This is a genomic window from Arthrobacter sp. Sr24 (assembly GCF_054511175.1).
The window spans coordinates 358874-376519 of sequence record NZ_JBTNDB010000001.1 but is presented as its reverse complement, the minus strand read 5'-3'; the positions used below and the strand labels follow the sequence as shown (position 1 = coordinate 376519).

The following is a 17646-nucleotide window of genomic DNA, read 5'->3' as shown; positions in this document are numbered from 1 at the left end:
CATGGACGCTCAGATTGTTATTGACCTACAAACGGGAACTCCACCCTACGAACAGATTCAGGCTCAGATTTCCTCGCTTATTGCCGTGGGCCTGCTCTCCCCCGGCACTCGGCTCCCTACTGTTCGAGCCTTGGCCGCCGACCTTGGCGTCGCCGCCGGCACGGTAGCTCGGGCCTATAAGGAACTCGAGGCCCTCGGGATCGTCATCACCAACCGACGGCAAGGGACTGTAGTGGCGGAGGCGGGGCTTGCGGAAGCGGTCTCTCGACAAGCGCGACCACAGGAAGTCAGTGGCAGCGCGCCGGAGGTGATGGCCGCCGTCGACCATCTCATTGAAGTCGGGGAATTGGCCGGCGTTGATGGGAAAACGCTCATTTCCTTGCTTCAAATGAGACTTGCGAAGGCCAAGTAGACTAGTTCGGTGACTGCCAAGATCGAGACCCCTTACGAAGACATGATGCGCGATGTGCTGGCGAACGGCATCGCGAAGTCGGACCGCACCGGCACCGGTACGCGCAGTGTTTTTGGCCGCCAGCTGCGCTTTGATTTGAGCGAGAGTTTCCCGCTGATCACTACTAAGCGTGTGCATTTCAAATCGGTCGCTATGGAGCTGCTGTGGTTCCTGCGCGGTGATTCCAATGTGCGCTGGCTGCAGGAAAATGGCGTCAAGATTTGGAATGAGTGGGCGGACGACGCCGGCGAGCTGGGTCCGGTTTATGGCGTTCAGTGGCGCTCGTGGCCTACCCCTGACGGCGAGCACATTGACCAGATTGCCCAGGTCATGGAGTCGTTGAAAGAGAACCCGGATTCGCGCAGGCACATTGTTTCGGCGTGGAATGTGGCTGAGTTGAAGAACATGGCGTTGCCTCCGTGCCACGCCTTCTTCCAGTTTTATGTTGCCCCCACCGAGGATGGCCGCGGCAAACTCAGCTGCCAGCTGTACCAGCGGTCGGCGGATACTTTCTTGGGCGTGCCGTTCAATATTGCTTCGTACGCGTTGTTGACCATGATGATGGCTCAGCAGCTGGATATGGAACCGGGTGAATTCATCTGGACCGGTGGCGATGTGCATATTTATGACGATCATCTTCAGCAGGTCACCGAGCAGCTTTCCCGGGAACCTTACCCATACCCAAAGCTGCGTATCAACCGCAAACCGGATTCCATTTTTGATTACGATTTTGCAGACTTTGAACTGGTCGATTACCAGCACCACCCCTCGATTAAGGCGCCGATAGCTGTATGAGCGAGTCACTCCCCACGTACCGTTTCACCCAACCGATCGTCGGCATGATTTGGGCGCAGACCAACGAAGGTGTCATTGGGGCCGACGGTGGCATGCCGTGGCACCTACCCGAGGACCTAGCCCACTTCAAGCGCGTCACTCTGGGCCACCCGGTGGTCATGGGACGCAAGACGTGGGAATCCTTCCCTGATAAGTTCCGTCCACTTCCGGAGCGCACCAATATTGTGGTGACCCGGCAGCAGGGGTGGGGTTCTACGCCTGAGGCACGTGGCGCCGTCGTGCTTGACTCGGTGGAAGAAGCCCTCGTTGAGGCGCAGTTCTCCCCTGGCGGCAGCGAGGTTTGGGTCATTGGTGGCGGCGAGATCTTCGCGCAATCCATGGAGCATTGCAATGTGGCTGTGGTGACCGTCGTCAACACCGACGCTCCCGGCGATACGCAGGCGCCAGGGTTGGGTCAGGAATGGACGTTCCGAGGGGCGTCGCCGTTGGAGGGCTGGCACACCTCCAAGAACGGCACCGAGTACCGCATTACCATGTGGGCCAAGGGCGAGACCGAGTTCGAAGCGCCGGAGTAGCGCTGCCCACGGAGGCGAGGAACGGCGTCGGGCATGTTCATCAGATGACACGGATTGGGGCCAGTTTGCCCCGCCACCGTAAACTTGGATGCATGACCAATAACAATGTTCCTTCCGTCGGCCTTGTCGGCTGGCGCGGCATGGTCGGTTCCGTTCTGCTGCAGCGCATGCAGGACGAAGGCGACTTCGGCGATATCAACCCCGTTTTCTTCTCCACCTCTAACGCCGGCGGCAACGCCCCGGTGATTACAGGCGCCGGCGATGCCGGCAAACTCGAAGACGCCTTTGATATTGATACATTGGCGAAACTTCCCATTATTGTCACCGCCCAGGGCGGGGATTACACCAGTCAGGTGCACACCGATTTGCGCAAGCGCGGCTGGGACGGCCTCTGGCTGGACGCCGCCTCCACCCTGCGCATGAACGACGATTCCATCATTGTGCTGGACCCCATCAACCGCTCCGTAATTGACGCCGGGTTGGGTTCTGGCGTTCGCGATTTCGTGGGCGGCAACTGCACCGTTTCTTGCATGCTCATGGGCTTGGGCGGACTGTTCAAGAACAACCTCATCGAGTGGGGTACCTCCATGACGTACCAGGCGGCTTCCGGTGGCGGCGCCCGCCACATGCGCGAGCTCCTGAACCAGTTCGGTACGCTGAACTCCGAGGTATCTTCGGAACTGCAGAACCCGGCGTCGGCCATCTTGGACATTGACCGCAAGGTGCTAGCCCACCAGCGCGAAGGCGTTGACTCTTCGCAGTTCGGCGTGCCGCTGGCCGGTTCCCTGATCCCGTGGATCGACGCCGATTTGGGCAATGGCCAGTCCAAGGAAGAGTGGAAGGCTGGGGTCGAGACTAACAAGATCCTGGGCACCACCGATGCCAACCGAGTGGTCATGGACGGCCTCTGTGTCCGCATTGGCGCCATGCGCTCCCACTCTCAGGCACTCACGCTCAAGTTGCGCGAGGACCTGTCCGTGGCCGAGATCGAATCGCTGCTGGCCAACGACAACGAATGGGCCAAGGTCATCCCCAACACCAAGGAAGCCTCCATGGCGGATCTGACGCCCGTCTCCGCCTCCGGCACCCTGGACATTCCCGTGGGCCGCATCCGCAAGATGGAGATGGGCCCGGAATACATCAGCGCCTTCACGGTTGGCGATCAGCTCCTCTGGGGCGCCGCCGAGCCGCTGCGCCGCATGCTCAAGATCGCGGTCGGCACGCTCTAAGTGCGCTTCCGCGCTTCTGCGCTTCCGCGCTTCTGCGGTCGTCCCCCACATTCGCCCCCGATCTACGGGGCGCGGATGTGGGAGACGACCGCGCTTTTGGTTTTTAGTGCTGAGGGTGCCTGTCTCGCCGATTACTTTCCCAGGAATTTCGCGTATTTCTTCGCTGCCATCTCCAGCGCCTTACTTTGGGCGGGGCTGATCCTCTCAAAGAGCTCCGGAAGTACGACGCCGGCCAGTCGCCTTTGCTTCTCCTGCCCACCTTGCGCTTTGCGCCAGGTGCCGGCGACTTGACCACCCACAACGACAGTCGCCTTGAACATCCCGTTATTGCCGGGCACTGTCAGCGGGGTGTGGTGCGGGGCCAGCGCGGCGCAGCGGTCCGTATAGCCCAGCAAATATTCGTCGAAGCCCGGAAGTAAAAGAACTGTTCTAGCCCCGGGGAGTGCTCGGTTCGCGGCTTTTCCTCCGAGCAACTGGGCTGTTTCCGGAGCCAAGTAGTAGCTGACACCGTTGCAGTCGATTGTTTCCAGTTGCTCTTGCACCTGCGCGAGGCCTGCGTTGATGTCTTTGAGAGTGAGCTTGCTCCACCATTGGAAGTCCTTGATGGTTGCTGGCCCGTGGCTGCGAAAGTAGCGCAGGGCCAGCTCGGCCAAGGCTTGGTCCCGTTCCAGCACGCGCGGGCTCTTGATCCATTGCTCGCTGCGGACAAAGAACTGGGTGTTGCCATTGGCGGCTGCCGCGTTCATAGGGCCCTGCACTAGGACGCCCTGCAGGCACAGCATGAGGAGCAAATGATATCCACGCTGGGCTTTTGTCCCTTGGCCGGCCTGCTCGAAGGTTGTGAATAGATCCTCGCGGGTCGCGCGGGCGCCCAACTGATCCAGCAGCGCAACCGCAAGCTCACGCACTTTCTCTACGTCCGGCGTCGTAATTCCCAATTCACGATGGCGGGCGGCCAAGCTGGTGATCATTCGATCGCGGGTGAGGGCCAGAATCCAGCCCAGATCCTCGGCGGTGGTGACGTGCAGGGTGCCGCGCATGGGCCACGAACGCACCAGCTCGCCGCGGTTGAACGCTGCTTCGATGTCGGTGCGGGTACTTCCGGGGCTGCGCAGGCCGATGGACCACAGCGCGCCCGGGAAGTCTTGGCCCTGGAGTGCCGTCAGTGAACGCACAACGTCCACCGGCCCCGGTGTGGGACTGGTGGACGTTGGCAGGATTCCTAGCGCGGCGAGTCGCAGTCGGGCAAGTGCGGGTGGGGCGAGTTTGACGCTCATTCACCCACTCTAGTGGTGGTGCGGATTAGCGGGCGGTGCGCATGCTGGCCGTGATGGGGCACTCGAACGGATCGCGCTGACCCAAGCCAACCTTGTTCAGGTAACGCATGACAATCATGTACGACTGTCCCAGAGTGGTTTCGGTGTACGTGATGTTCCGCTCGGCGCAGTACTCGCGGACCATTGGCTGAACTGCCTTGAGGTTCTTGGAAGACATAGTGGGGAACAGGTGGTGTTCGATCTGGTAGTTCAGACCACCCATACCAACATCAACCCACCAGCCACCGGAAATGTTGCGGCTCATCAGGGTCTGGCGACGCATGAAGTCGATCTTGACGTCCTTGGGAACTAGCGGCATGCCCTTGTGGTTGGGTGCGAATGCGCAACCCATGTACAGGCCAAGGCCCATGATCTGTACGGCGACGAAGGCCAAGCCGATGCCCCAGCCCAAGAACCAGACGGTGAACGCCGGCAATAGAACGAGGCGGACTACCAACAGCGCAATCTCGGCTGTACGTTCGGGCACAACCTGCTTGCGGTCTAAGACACGCTTGACAGCGGCGATGTGCAGGTCAAGTGCGGCAAGGGTCAGCAGCGGGAAGAAGAAGGCGCCTTGGCGGCGGGCGAACCATTTGGCGAAGCCGGTGCGCTTGGCAGCATTCTCGGGGTCGAAGACGAGGGCTCCCGGGTCAATGTCACCATCAACACCGATCTTGTTCGGGTTCAGGTGGTGCTTGCCGTGCTTGTTCATCCACCAGCCGTAGCTGAGGCCCACGAACAGGTTTCCGGTGATGCGGGCCAGCCATGCGTTCTTCTTCGCAGAGGCAAACACCTGGCGGTGGGCGGCGTCATGGGAAATGAAGGCGGTCTGCGTGCACATGAAAGCGAACAGAACGGCTGTGACCATCTGCCACCAAGTCTGACCCAGGGTCAAGAACAGGGCCAGCACAGCCAAGTAACCAATGCCCTGGCGGATCATGCGCAGCACGTACCACTTGATATCGCGCTCCATGTAGCCAGCAGCGCGAACCTGCTCGGTCAACTGAATGAAATCGGTGACGTGGCGGTCGCGGGCAGGACGTTTCTTGGCCGTTTTGGGCAGCACAGTGGCTTCGTCCAGTACATCCGGGGTGTCAAGTGTTGCAGATGACATGAGGCTCCTCGCGCTGGCCCGCCCGAAGGAGTCACCAGTTAATAGAAATCAGAATCTTTCCATTAACACTATGAAAATCCGGGGCAGGCCACATCACACCCGAGAGCCGTCTTGACCCCCTACTCGGGTAGGGGTGGGCAGTCTCTCCCCGCTGCGCGCCACACTTATCGACGGCGAGGCTGCTTGGGCGGGCCGGCCAAGACATGCTGAAGTGGCATGTGGAAGGGCCATTCGGAAGGGGGCCGAGACCCGGGTGCGGGGCCGGTTACAGAGTGCAGCCCACTAGGACAGGTTCGGGAACTAGGGTGATGCCGAATTCACGCACGACGCCGTCCCGCACCTCACGCGCAACCGCCAGGATGTCCTGGGCGCTAGCCCCGCCACGGTTGGTGATGGCGAGGGTGTGCTTGGTGGACAGAGAAGCGCGCGGCGGGGTCCCGGCGTCGTACGTGGGATCGGTGAGCTCCCCAGCCAAGCCGAACCCCTTGGTGAACCCTGCATGCTCGATGAGCCAAGCGGCACTGAGTTTGACCAACTCCCCGACGGGCCAGCTCGGCGCGTCATCGGGCAAGGTTGCGGCGATCTCGGCGGAGACAATCGGGTTGGTGAAGAAGGAACCGGTGGAGAAAGTGTCGCGGTCGGCCGGGTCTAGGACCATGCCCTTGGATGCGCGGAGGGCCAGCACGGTACGGCGCAGTTCCAGCGAATTGGCGCGTTTACCGACCTCTACTTCAAGGCGGCGGGCTAACTCGGCGTACTTTACCGGTGCGCTCATGCGGCCCAACAGCAGCTGAAATTCCACGCTCAGGACCACGTAGCGAGGGGAGCCGTTGACAGTGGCGGCCTTTAATAGCGAATCGCGGTAACCGAAGTTGAGCTCGTGGTTAGTGAAGGTGTGGACGGCGTTTTTCTCCCTGTCCCAGGTGCGCACCGAGGCAATGGTCTCCGCCACTTCGCTGCCGTAGGCGCCTACGTTCTGCACCGGGGTTGCCCCTGCACTGCCGGGAATTCCGGACAGTGCTTCCAGCCCGCTCCAGGCGTGGAGCACTGTCTGGTGAACAAAATCGTCCCAGTTATGGCCGGCCTGAACAACCACAGATGCCCCACCACAGGAGTCCTCTGAATTGGCCGCATAACCGTGGCTGGCGATCTTCAAGACAGTGCCGGCAAAGCCGTCATCCGAGACCACCAGATTGGAGCCGCCCCCAATGATCAGCAGGGGGTCACCGGACTCATCCGCGGCCTTAACCGCGGCAATAATCTCCGCTTCGGTGGTGGCCTCAACGTAATTGCGGGCGGGGCCTCCCACGTCAAGGGTGGTCAGGGAACTCAGAAGCTTAGGCTCTTTCACTTCTCCAGACTATCGCTTGAGGGCAGGCTCTTTGACGTCCAGATACGCTGGCTTGCGCACTGCTGGTGTCAGGAAGAAAGCAACCACCAACATGACAAGCACGGCCAGCAATGAGTGGAGCACCCCCACGTGCTCTGCCAACAAGCCCAATAACGGTGGGCCACCGAGGAATGCGCCATAGCCAACGGTTGAGACCACCGAGACACGGGCTGCAGCATGTTCGGGATCGTCGGAGGCGGCAGACATTGCCACGGGGAAGCCCAGCGCGGAGCCCAGACCCCAGAACACCAGTGCGGCCAGGGCGATCTCGGCGTTTGGTGCAAACACGAATAGGCCTAAGCCAATGACGGCCAGCGCTGCGCCAACGCGCAGGACGCTGACCCGGCCAAACTTGTCCAGCAGCACGGTTCCGGCGAAACGCCCGATGGTCATGGCGGAGACAAAAATACCGTACCCAATAGCACCAACGGCCGCGCTTGAGTTGTAGCCATCAACCATGGCCAAGGCCACCCAGTCCCCCGCCGCTCCTTCAGCCAGTCCCAAGCCGAGCACGAGCGCGCCCAGCATCAAGGTGCGCGGATCACGCCAGGCGGCGGCGATCTTCGCCTTGCCAGCCTTCTTCGCCGCCGCGGCCTTCTCGGCGCCCAACGTTGTGGTGGCGCCGGTGCCCGCGGTGCCTGCTGTTCCTGAGGTTCCTGAGTTTCCGGCTGTGATGATCGGAAGAGGGCCGGTGCCTGGAACAGCGCCAGAGTCACCCAGATCAACCATGGCGCCCGAAGAATCCACCTTGTCAGCCTGGTAATGGCTGGTGCCGATCAGAACGGCAACACAGACGGCGAGAGAAATCACTCCCAGGTGAAGAGCCACCGGAACGTGCAAAGACGCGGCCAGCGCACCCAAACCGGCACCAGCCACGGTGCCGATGCTAAAGGAGCCGTGCAGTCGCGGCATAATATGCCGGCCCAGCGCCCGTTCAACAGCGGCCCCTTCAATATTGGAGGAGGTATTCCAGCTGCCGGTACCAAGGCCCACCAACACGAGCCCGGCGCCCACCACCAGAGTGTCGGTAAATACTGTTGCGCCCAAACCCACAATCAGAACACCGATGGTTTGGATGATGCTGCCAACCCGGGACGTGAGTTTTGAGCCAAGGCGCAACACCACCAACCCCGACACGGCCACAGAGACAAACGATCCCAGTGACATGCACAGCAGCATCAGCCCGATCTCCCCAGGTGTCAGCCCAAGGTCATCGCGGATGCCCGGAATACGTGAAACCCAAGTGGCAAAAACCAGCCCGGAACCGGCGTATGCGGTGACAACACCGTTACGCCAAGCAGAAATCTGACTCACGCCACGCGAACTGTGGCTTGCGCTTTGACGAGAACTTTCTGGCCGTCCAAGGTGACAGTCAAATCGATACGTGCGGTCCCGGCGTCGGAATCTAGAGCACCAACCACACCCACAACGTCCACAACGGCACCCGGTTCGCCGGCGAGGTCAGCCACGGGAACGGGCTTGGTGAAGCGCGTTCCATAAGATACGACGGCGCCCGGGTCACCAATCCAGTCAGTCACCAACTGCACGGCCGCGCCCATGGTGAACATGCCGTGGGCAATGACGCCGGGCAGTTCTACCTCGCGGGCGAAGCGTTCGTTCCAGTGGATCGGGTTGAAATCGCCGGAGGCGCCGGCGTACTTGACCAGGTCCGCACGAGTGATTTCCAGTGTGCGTGAGCCGATCTCGGTACCGACGGCTAGGTCTGCGAAGTTTACTGTGGCAGTCATTATTGTCCCTCTCCGCGGACTAGGATGGCGGACACACAGGTGGCGACAGCAACGCCGTCGACCGTTGAAATTTCTGCACGGGTGGTGATCATGGCCCCACCACCCATGGCACGGACCGTGTCCACGTGAAGTGCGGCAAGCAGCTCGTCGCCGGCCACGATGGGGCGGTGGTGGGTGAAGCGCTGTTCGGCGTGCACCACGCGGGAGAAATCGATCCCGGAATCGGCGTCGTTAATCAACAGGGCGTCGGCCCGCTGCGCCACAATGATGGCGTAGGTGGGCGGCGCAACGAGATCAGCGTGACCCAAAGCTTGAGCCGCTGGGACGGCGAAATGGGCTGCATGGGTGGCTTTGACGGCCCTGGCGAAGTCACGTATGGACTCCCGGCCAACACTGTACGGATCACTTAATGCGTAGCTGCGCCCCTGCAGCTCTGGGTTGATGGTCATGGGCTTAAGGGTATAGCCCGGACGAGGTTGGGCGCACACTAAGACCGCGGTTCGGACCGCATTCGTCCGACAATGGCCAGCAGAGAATCCAGATCCATGTTCTCCTGCCCGCCGTCTTGCTTTTTCAAGCCTGTGGGGAACCCGAAGAGGGCCGCGTTGTAGTACATCCCGTCGCCCAGTAGCAAGATGGCTCTGGCGACGGCCGGATCCCCCACGTCGCTCAGGATCAGCTCTAACCACTTGGCGTGCAACTCGTTAAATGCCTGGCGAACGGTGTCGTCGTCACTCTGGATTAAGCGGTGGGCTGCCACGATACAGCGGTCAAAGGGTGTCCCCCCGAAGACGCTGGTGCGAATGTAGTAGCTGGCGCAGCCCTCGGGGTCCTTAGCCATGGCCTCAAAGTCTTGCTCCGCGAACTCCCGGAGTTGGGCGAGCAAACCATCGGTGAGCGCTTCCTTGTTTTTGAAGTGGTACAGCAATCCACCCTTGGAGACGCCGGCTGAAGCGGCGACGGCGTCCAATGTAGCTGCCTGCGGACCATCGCCGTTAAGGAGGTCAACATAGGCAACAAGAACCCGTTCACGTGCCGAGGGTTGTGTAGTCATAGGACAACCCTACAAGAAGTGATGCACTCAACCGTCCAGACGGTACAGTAAACCGTCCGGACGGTATAGAATTGTTACCATGGCTCTGATTTCTACATCCCCTCAAAACAGCTCTTGGGAGAGCACTCCACGCGCTGGCGTCCGTACGTGGGTTGCCCTCGCAGTGTTGATGCTGCCTGTCCTGCTGGTCTCGGTGGACAACACCGTGCTGAGCTTTGCCATCCCCTCTATCTCTTTGGCCCTCACCCCTTCGGCGTCTGAGCTCTTGTGGATCATCGATATCTACCCGCTGGTGCTGGCAGCCTTGCTGGTCCCGATGGGCAGCATGACCGATAGGTTCGGTCGCCGTAAACTCCTGCTCATCGGCAGCACCGGCTTCGCCGTAGTGTCGGCCTTTGCCGCGTTTGCCCCGAATGCCGAGGCGCTCATTGGTTACCGCGCCTTGCTGGGGCTCTTCGGTGCCATGCTGATGCCAGCGACGCTCTCCCTGATCCGCAATTTGTTCCTGCACCCGAGCCAACGCCGGACAGCCATCGCCGTCTGGGCTGCCGGGTTCTCCGGCGGCGCCGCACTGGGCCCCATTGTTGGCGGCTTTATTCTGGAGCATTTCTGGTGGGGCGCGGTGTTCCTCATGAGCGTGCCGGTCTTGATTCCCTTGTTGGTCTTGGCGCCCATCTTTGTGCCGGAGTCCAAGGACCCAAATCCGGGCAAGATCGATGTGTGGAGTATTCTGCTGTCCTTCGGCGCCATGGTGCCAACGATTTTCGGCATCAAGGAGATCGCCCAGTCCGGATTCTCCGTGATCAACCTGGCTCTAATTGTGGCCGGTGTTGCGTTGGGAGTTGTGTTTGTGCGCCGGCAGATGCGCCGCGAGAACCCCATGATGGATGTATCGCTGTTCAAGAATCCCGTGTTCAGCGGCAGCGTCAGCGCCAACCTGCTGAGTATCTTCGCGCTGGTTGGTTTCCTGTACTTCATCACCCAGCATCTGCAGTTAGTGGTAGGCCTGTCCCCCACCCATGCCGCCTATGTGCTGGTGCCCGGCCTCGCCATCACAATTGTCTTTGGTCTCGTGGCCGCGAAACTGGCTAACTATTTCCGGCCCTCCTGGTTAGTGGTGGGTGGGTTGTTGCTCAACGCAGCAGCTTTCTTGATCGTATTCCTGAACACGGAGGGCTCCGTGCTGGGGATCTTGGTTGCCTTCGCCGTCCTCGGCGCGGGCGTGGGAACGGCTGAGACCATCTCCAATGATTTGATCCTCAGCGCTGCACCCCCGGCGAAGGCTGGAGCCGCATCGGCTATTTCCGAGACGGCCTACGAGGTGGGATCAGTACTGGGAACCGCCGTCTTGGGCAGTGTTCTGGCCGCCGCTTATCGCATGAATGTGGTGATTCCGAAGGGTGTCTCGGCCGCCGATCACGAGACGGCTTCCCAGACATTGGGCGGGGCCATTGATCTCGCCGGATCGTTGCCCGCAGCACAATCCAATGCGCTGCTGGAATCTGCAAAACATGCCTTTGACTCCGGATCGGGAACCGTTGCCATGGTCAGCGTCATCGTCATGCTTGTTGCGGCCCTGATGTGCGCGTGGACTCTGCGCGGTGCAGTCAGCACACCGGAACCGGTTGAGCACTAGGCACTCGCTACTGGTACTAGATCGAAAAGACGGAGCTTGCGGGTTCGGCTGGCCTTAGACGGCCGTCCTTTCCCGCAAGCTCCGTCTTTTAACGTGACTGCTTTTAACGTGACTGCGTCAGTACGTTACTGGTTGCCGGCTTCGCGGGCGGCTTGACGCTTTTCCGCAGCTTTGAGTTCTTTGCGGATGTTGTGGCCGCGTAGACCGAGGGAGGCCATGTGCGCCAAAAGTCCGACGCCAATGAATGGCAGGGCGATGAAGGTCATGGACGCCGTGGAGGTGATAGCGCCGAGGATGATGATGACAATCCCGATGAAGGTGAGGCCCATGCCGCCAAAAACGGCGTATTTGTAGGCGGGCGGAGCAGTTTCCCAAAAGTCATTTAGCACAAGGCTGAGTCTACCGGTCGAGGGACTCGAGTGGGCCCACGGCCGTAAGACCCAGAATTGCTGCGCTAGGGATCCGAATTTTCCAACCATTGCTGCGCTAGCGTCGAGAAAAAGGCAACCAATGCTGCGCTAGCGTTCGAAAAAGAGCGACCATTGCTGCGCTAGCGTGTGGAGGGTGGAGCGGGCAGAGATTAGAAGAGCGATTCCTGCAGCGCCGGGACCTCGGTCAGGAAGTCACCGAAGCGGATCTTGCGGCCCTTGAGCGCGCCTACGTCCACCAGGAACGCCCCTTCTGCCCCATCCAAACCGGCCAACGCAGTTGGGCCCAGCATGGAGTCCACTCTGATGCCGTGCTCCCCCGCGTCCAGCGGCTGCGGGTAGGCCGTGCGCTTACCCGGCGTTGCCACGGCGTCTGAGAAATCGCTCCGGCGCCACTGCTCGTCGACGGTTTCAAATCCTTCAAGGGAAAGCTCTCCCACAAAACCACGCACGACGTCGGCCATCGCTTTGTTGGTCTGTTCCACGTGCAGCGGTGGCCGAGGATGCAAAAGCGCGGCGTACTTGGCGGCTCCGCGCACAAACTGAGTGGGCGGCAAGTTGGTGGACACGGCATCTTCTAAGTGCCGCACCACTGCGCCGTCTTGCGCCCGCGCCACATAACGGGCCACAAGCGCTCCTTGCTCGGCCAGTCGGCTCCACTTGCTGTGTTCAGATGCCGTGCCCACCTTGGTGGTGCCGTCTGCAAACGTGGCAATATACAACCAGTGCTGTTGCGACAAGTATGCCTTCAGCCCTGGTGAGCCCTGACCGCTGCGATGGAAATCGTGCATGAGGCGCATCTGGTCCTTCGCAAAGCAGGCTCCGCATTGGAAGCCGCGCTCGGCACCTTGTCCTGTGGGGCAGGGGAAGGGCTGAGGCTGCCCCGACACCTCCACCCGTGTGAACCCCAGACAGAACCGCGCCGGGGTGCCATCACCGGAGAGCACCTCAAACCTCAGCCACTGCCCAGGCACCAAAGGTAGCCGCGCATCAGCGTCGTCCGTGGTGAGGGACAGCGCCGGACCATCAGGGGTCCAGGTGACGCCGCGGACCAGCGCTAAGGCGCCCGGCGCGAACACCAGGTGGGCAGACTCCAGCAATGAACTAGATCGCGGGCTGGACGCCGTAGGCCACGGCCAGCTTCATGATCTTCTCTGCACGGCCCAAGCGCGGAAGGTCGGAGCCGTCGCGGATGACTCCGCCGCGGGCGTCGAAATCGTTCATGAAGTCCGTGGCCCACGCGACGTCGGACGGGGTGGGGCTGATGACCTCATTGATGATGGTGGTCTGATCAACGGCCAGGCACAGCTTTCCGGTCATGCCCATGGAGACGGTGATGGCCGACTGCTCGCGCAGGATCGGGTGGTTGGTGCCCACGGTGGGGCCGTCAATGGGGCCGGGCAGGTTGCCGACGCGGCTGGCGACGACGAGCTTGGCACGTGGGTAGGCCATGGCTTCGCGGTCGGCGGCCATGCCGGTGTCGCGGCGGAAATCGCCGGAACCGAAGGCGAGGCGGAAGGCCCCTTCGGCGCGGGCAATGTTGTTGGCTTCCTCGATGCCGAGGGCGGATTCAACCAGGGCCAGCACGCGGGTCTTGCCGTCGAGGCGGTGGTAGGTTTCCTTGACCTGCTCAGCATCTTCGGTCTTGGCCAACATGACGCCCAGCAACCCGGGGACGTTGCGCAGACCGGCAACATCGTCGGCCCAGAATTTGGAGTGAACATCGTTGATGCGGACCCAGGCCTGGCCACCGTTGCGCAGCCAATTGATGACGTCGGAGCGGGCCGCGTCCTTCATCTTGGGGTCAACGGCGTCTTCAATATCGAGCACAATGGCATCTGCGCGAGAGCTTGCAGACTCGTCGAAGATCTCCGGCCGGGTAGCCGGAACTAGAAGCCACGAGCGGGCAATCTCTGCGGGAATGTTGCGGGTGCGGACAGGTGCGGAAGCGGCTTCATTACCAACGGTGCTAGACATACTTCTACCGTATACGGCAAATCATTCCTAGGAGCTGTGCCGAGCTACAAAGCCGCGCCGAATAGTCTGGTGGAATGCACCACAATTCCTGTTACTGGTCTATACCACCGGGCGGTTGGGTTGGTCCGCATCCCACGTCAGGTCTGCGCCGGCGGGCAGCACCAAGGCCTCAATGTTCGGGTCTTGAACAATGGCAGCGATCAATTCCGCACTGCCGCCCACCACAGTGGAATCAAAATCAATCTCCGTCACCAACACCCAAGCATGATCCGCCGGCCACAGCAGGTTCGGCGATTGGGGCCGCGTGGGCGAATGATGCCACGGGGCGTGATTGACCCAATCGGCGCCTGTGTAAATCTCAGGTGGCGTGTCAAAGAGGTAGTAGCACCGGCCCGGCAGATCCAACGTTCCGGCGCTGACCACGTCAGCGGGAATCAGACCCGAGCCCGGTTCCGAACTTTGAGTGGCGCCACTACTCGAGTCTTGCCAACCGCCGTCGTCCGTAAACGTCACTTCGGCGTAGCCTGACGCACTCGTGAGCCCGCCGTATCCGTCCCAGATGCCCGTGACACCCTGATCCGGCGTGGCAGTGCGTGCACACAGGTGGGCCGCAACGGCGCTCAGAACAGGAACGCCGAGGTTGCCTGTGTCTGGATCCGTATAGCGCCAGCCATCGGCATCCAGCGGCCCCAATCTAGGCGTCTCCGGGCCCTTCAGCCGGTGAAACTGGGCCAGAGGGTGCATATGTTTGGCAAAGGCCTGTGCGACGGCGGACCAGCCCACCCTTTGATGCTCAATGGCCCCTTGGGCAGGCAGATCATGGCCATGCCAAGTTCTTGTGTCTTCCGGGCGGTCCCGCCATGCCTGGTGGAAGATCCGGGCATAGGCGCTAAAGCCATGCGGCACCACAGCATGCATGTTGTGCCACGGTGAATCAAGAAGCGGTTTGAGCCATTCGCCTGCCGCTGCACTGCGCAAAGGTTCCATGCTGGAATGCTAACCGATTAGCTCTCCGGGGTGATCATGGTGCGCAGGTCAAGCTGCCGCAGGACCCGGTCCACCACTTCGGGGTCCGCATCGGCCTCATTGCGAGCATTGAGAACTTCGGACCGGGCGGCGTCAAGGGCAATGGTCTGGACAGCAATGGCCAGTTCCCGCCCACGCCGGCGGCGCTCAGCCTGACTCTCGTCTTTGAGGCTGCCGTCAAGGAGTTCCTCATGCAGGCGCTTCATCCTGGCTTTGACCAGGGCCACTTTCTCCGGCGGCAGGTTCTGAAGGCGACCGTCATCGCGCAAGGCGGCCACCGCTGCCCCCTGGGCTCGCAGGGCCAGGACCTTGGCAGCTTCACGTTCCTCGGCGCCGTCGTCCGTTGCCTTCAAGACGCGCATGAGCCATGGCAGAGTCAAGCCCGGCAACACCAGTGTGGTGAGCAGGACCGCGCACGCCACCACAATGATCTCGTGCCGTCCCGGGAAATCATCGCCACCGGGCAGCGTGACCGGCAGAGCCAAAGCCAACGCTAGAGTTGCCAACCCACGCATGCCGCACCACGTGAGAATGACGACGTCCTTGATCCCAGTGGGCGGGGTGTTGCTATCACTAGCCCGAGAGAGCAGCGCCAGCAAAGCGAACCACAGGAACCTGACCACAATCACCAACACGCTGACAGCAAGGGCCAGCGGGAGCATGTCCCAAATGGCCGAGCCTTCAACCTTAATGACCTCCCGAACTTCAAGCCCCACCAATCCGAACGCCAACCCGGTGACGAGGAGCTCCACCACATCCCAGAAGGCTGCGCGGGTAATGCGCTCGGTGGCGTCCTCAGCCCGTGCATGGCGCCTGATTTCCAACGCTGTAACCACGACGGCGATGACCCCCGAGGCCTGGACCTCTTCCGCCAGGATGTAAGCGGCAAAGGGCACCACAAGGGTCACAGCGCTGCGGGCCACCGACGAGGAGATGAGTTTGGTGATCAACCCTGTCACCCAACCCATGAGCATGCCCACAAGGATGGCGAGGGCCGCTCCCAGCAGGAACTTTCCGAACACTCCCACACCGAACGGTTCCCCATCCATGGCGCTCGCCACAGCCGCCTGGAAGATGACAATAGCTGCCGCGTCGTTGAACAAACCCTCGCTCTGCAGCATGGTAATGAGTCTGCGCGGCATATGCTCGCGACCAGCAACGGATTCCACGGCGACCGGATCCGGAGGCGCGCACATGGCGCCCAAAGCGATCGCGGCGGGAATACCGATGCTGGGGATCAGCAACCATGCGGCCCCAGCCACCATGGCCGTTGAGACAACCACGAGGGCTACAGCCATGAGCAAGATGGTGCGCCACCGAACCCGGAACACCGCCCAAGAACTCTTCTGTGCCGTGGCAAAGAGCAACGGTGGCAAGAAGATCGGCAGAATCAACTCAGGGTCAATGCGCAGATCCGGAAACCCGGGGATGAACGTCAACGCCCCCGCCATGAGCAGCATCAGCACCGGGTAGGGAAGCTTGAGCTTGTCGCCCAAACCCACAGCAAGCACTGTTGCAAAAAGGAGACCGACAATCAATATGAGTTGTTCCACAGAATTTACTTTACGGGGCGATGGCCTCCTCCACGGGCACTGCTCCATCCGTGAACTCAATGGTGTGCATGATCGTTTCCGGGTGTGCGAGGACAGCCGCAGCAACAAGAGCAACGTTGGCCCTCGAGGTTTGAGTGCTCTTCTCGGCGTCCCGCTGCCCAACTGGAGTGGGATCAATCAGCCCGGTACCCGCTTCAAGGGTCAGGGCACCCGGGGCCAGAATGGTCCAGGCCAAGGCTCCGCTCTCGCGAAGGTGCGCATCGGCCGCGGCCTTGGCTTCTGCATAAGCAAAGAAGCTGTTCTCCGGCGGCACCCCATGATCTGTGCTGGCGCCCAAGTAAGAGACCATGAGGTAGCGCTGCACACCAGCTGCAACGGCGGCATCCATGGTGGCAATAGCCGCATCGCGGTCCACGGCGTAAGTGCGATCGGGTTCCCCTCCCCCAGCGCCGGCGGACCACACAATGGCGTCTTGGCCAGCAAAAAGATCAGCGAGCTCAGCCACCGAGGAGGAAACGACGTCGTGCACCACAGCAGTTGCCCCGGTGGCCGCCACGTCGTCAATATGGGCTGCGTTGCGGATCACCGAGGTGACCTCCATGCCAGCGGCCGTCAACAGCGGGGCCAATAGTAAGGCAACTTTTCCATGACCGCCAATAATCAGGACCTTAGTCATGCTTACTCCTTCTCTCGAACTCTTTCGAGTTCTCTCGTGATGGGTTGTTGGGTCAGCCTACGCCACGCTCCAGAGCGGACGCTGAAAGCACCAATCCGTTGGCTCGCCGCCGCTGGCTCGCCGCGCCGCGAGTCCTCACGTTTGGCCCCCAAACGGCCAGTTTGGGGGCCAAACGTGAGGACTCGCGAGGGGGTCAAGGCCCAGAAAGGCCCAGGAAGGCGCAGAAAGGCCGGGAGTTATTTTTGAGCACAAGAAACCCCCTCCAGCATGAGCCTGAAGGGGGTTTCTTTTCGGTAGCGGCACCGAGACTCGATCTCGGGACCTCACGATTATGAGTCGTGCGCTCTAACCAACTGAGCTATGCCGCCATAAATGAGCTTGGCCCGTGCCGCCCCGGACAAACCGTCTTGACACGAGCCTTCTCATTTGCGAGCCCCCCACCGGAATCGATCCGGTGACCTCGTTCTTACCAAGAACGCGCTCTACCACTGAGCTAGGGGGGCAACGAGAGAATACTTTACCAGTGCTTTTGCGGTATGCGAAATCGAGAATCCAGCAGGTTGGTACTAGGCTCCCAAAATGGGCACATTAGACCTTCTCCGAACCTCCCTACGGAACTTAAAATTCCCTAGAATTCAACGAATATCACCATCACTGGAGGCTTTAGATGAAGTGCGT

18 protein-coding genes and 2 tRNA genes are annotated in these 17646 nt (G+C 61.1%); 5 read left to right on the top strand and 15 right to left on the bottom strand.

Annotated elements, in window-relative coordinates:
- The first annotated feature begins 1 nt into the window (after position 1).
- The 4 genes from ACX80D_RS01875 (at position 2) to asd (ending at position 3050) form a co-directional block, all read left to right on the top strand.
- A complete protein-coding gene (locus tag ACX80D_RS01875; RefSeq protein ID WP_459320853.1) occupies positions 2-412 on the top strand; it encodes a GntR family transcriptional regulator in 411 nt (136 codons plus the stop codon).
- 42 nt (positions 413-454) lie between these two features.
- Positions 455-1246 (top strand): thymidylate synthase, encoded by a 792-nt coding sequence (locus tag ACX80D_RS01870; RefSeq protein WP_459320897.1) that lies wholly within the window; start codon positions 455-457, stop codon positions 1244-1246.
- A complete protein-coding gene (locus tag ACX80D_RS01865) occupies positions 1243-1821 on the top strand; it encodes a dihydrofolate reductase (protein ID WP_459320852.1) in 579 nt (192 codons plus the stop codon). Before ACX80D_RS01870 ends, ACX80D_RS01865 begins: the two co-directional genes overlap by 4 nt.
- 92 nt (positions 1822-1913) lie before the next feature.
- Positions 1914-3050: an aspartate-semialdehyde dehydrogenase gene (gene asd, locus ACX80D_RS01860; RefSeq protein ID WP_459320851.1), complete on the top strand. Its 1137-nt coding sequence runs from the start codon at positions 1914-1916 to the stop codon at positions 3048-3050.
- A 131-nt stretch (positions 3051-3181) separates the two neighbouring features.
- On the opposite strand, the gene ACX80D_RS01855 is transcribed toward asd, so the two are convergent.
- The 7 genes from ACX80D_RS01855 to ACX80D_RS01825 form a co-directional block, all read right to left on the bottom strand.
- Entirely contained in the window at positions 3182-4327 is a 1146-nt protein-coding gene (locus ACX80D_RS01855; protein ID WP_459320850.1) for a winged helix DNA-binding domain-containing protein, read from the bottom strand.
- 25 nt (positions 4328-4352) lie between these two features.
- Positions 4353-5480, bottom strand: coding sequence for a fatty acid desaturase family protein (locus ACX80D_RS01850; RefSeq protein WP_459320848.1), 1128 nt, complete (start codon positions 5478-5480; stop codon positions 4353-4355).
- 265 nt (positions 5481-5745) lie between these two features.
- Positions 5746-6831 (bottom strand): UDP-N-acetylmuramate dehydrogenase, encoded by a 1086-nt coding sequence (locus ACX80D_RS01845; RefSeq protein WP_459320847.1) that lies wholly within the window; start codon positions 6829-6831, stop codon positions 5746-5748.
- Between the two features lie 9 nt (positions 6832-6840).
- Positions 6841-8184 (bottom strand): MFS transporter, encoded by a 1344-nt coding sequence (locus ACX80D_RS01840; RefSeq protein ID WP_459320846.1) that lies wholly within the window; start codon positions 8182-8184, stop codon positions 6841-6843.
- A complete protein-coding gene (locus tag ACX80D_RS01835; protein WP_459320845.1) occupies positions 8181-8618 on the bottom strand; it encodes a MaoC family dehydratase in 438 nt (145 codons plus the stop codon). Before ACX80D_RS01835 ends, ACX80D_RS01840 begins: the two co-directional genes overlap by 4 nt.
- Entirely contained in the window at positions 8618-9067 is a 450-nt protein-coding gene (locus tag ACX80D_RS01830; RefSeq protein WP_459320844.1) for an FAS1-like dehydratase domain-containing protein, read from the bottom strand. The genes ACX80D_RS01835 and ACX80D_RS01830 overlap by 1 nt, the downstream gene beginning before the upstream one ends.
- 38 nt (positions 9068-9105) lie before the next feature.
- Positions 9106-9672 carry a TetR/AcrR family transcriptional regulator gene (locus ACX80D_RS01825; RefSeq protein ID WP_459320843.1) on the bottom strand — a complete coding sequence of 189 codons (567 nt, stop codon included), beginning with the start codon at positions 9670-9672 and terminating at the stop codon, positions 9106-9108.
- 79 nt (positions 9673-9751) lie between these two features.
- Here ACX80D_RS01825 and ACX80D_RS01820 point away from each other — a divergent pair, with 79 nt between their 5' ends.
- Positions 9752-11308: an MFS transporter gene (locus ACX80D_RS01820; RefSeq protein WP_459320842.1), complete on the top strand. Its 1557-nt coding sequence runs from the start codon at positions 9752-9754 to the stop codon at positions 11306-11308.
- A 125-nt stretch (positions 11309-11433) separates the two neighbouring features.
- Here ACX80D_RS01820 and ACX80D_RS01815 read toward each other — a convergent pair whose 3' ends face one another.
- From ACX80D_RS01815 to ACX80D_RS01780, 8 genes are all read right to left on the bottom strand, one after another.
- Positions 11434-11697 carry a DUF3188 domain-containing protein gene (locus ACX80D_RS01815; RefSeq protein ID WP_459320841.1) on the bottom strand — a complete coding sequence of 88 codons (264 nt, stop codon included), beginning with the start codon at positions 11695-11697 and terminating at the stop codon, positions 11434-11436.
- Positions 11698-11888: 191 nt separating this feature from the next.
- Positions 11889-12836 carry a DUF2797 domain-containing protein gene (locus ACX80D_RS01810; protein ID WP_459320840.1) on the bottom strand — a complete coding sequence of 316 codons (948 nt, stop codon included), beginning with the start codon at positions 12834-12836 and terminating at the stop codon, positions 11889-11891.
- Between the two features lie 4 nt (positions 12837-12840).
- A complete protein-coding gene (locus ACX80D_RS01805) occupies positions 12841-13713 on the bottom strand; it encodes an HpcH/HpaI aldolase/citrate lyase family protein (RefSeq protein WP_459320839.1) in 873 nt (290 codons plus the stop codon).
- A gap of 99 nt (positions 13714-13812) precedes the next feature.
- The gene (locus ACX80D_RS01800; protein ID WP_459320838.1) at positions 13813-14700 is read right to left on the bottom strand and encodes a hypothetical protein; all 888 of its coding nucleotides are present in this window, start codon (positions 14698-14700) and stop codon (positions 13813-13815) included.
- A 17-nt stretch (positions 14701-14717) separates the two neighbouring features.
- Complete coding sequence (locus ACX80D_RS01795) at positions 14718-16292, bottom strand: Na+/H+ antiporter (protein WP_459320836.1); 1575 nt, start codon at positions 16290-16292, stop codon at positions 14718-14720.
- Between the two features lie 10 nt (positions 16293-16302).
- Positions 16303-16968 carry an NAD(P)H-binding protein gene (locus ACX80D_RS01790; protein WP_459320835.1) on the bottom strand — a complete coding sequence of 222 codons (666 nt, stop codon included), beginning with the start codon at positions 16966-16968 and terminating at the stop codon, positions 16303-16305.
- Between the two features lie 294 nt (positions 16969-17262).
- Positions 17263-17336: transfer RNA gene (locus tag ACX80D_RS01785), tRNA-Met, on the bottom strand.
- A 63-nt stretch (positions 17337-17399) separates the two neighbouring features.
- A tRNA-Thr gene (locus tag ACX80D_RS01780) sits at positions 17400-17471 on the bottom strand.
- Between the last annotated feature and the right edge of the window lie 175 nt (positions 17472-17646).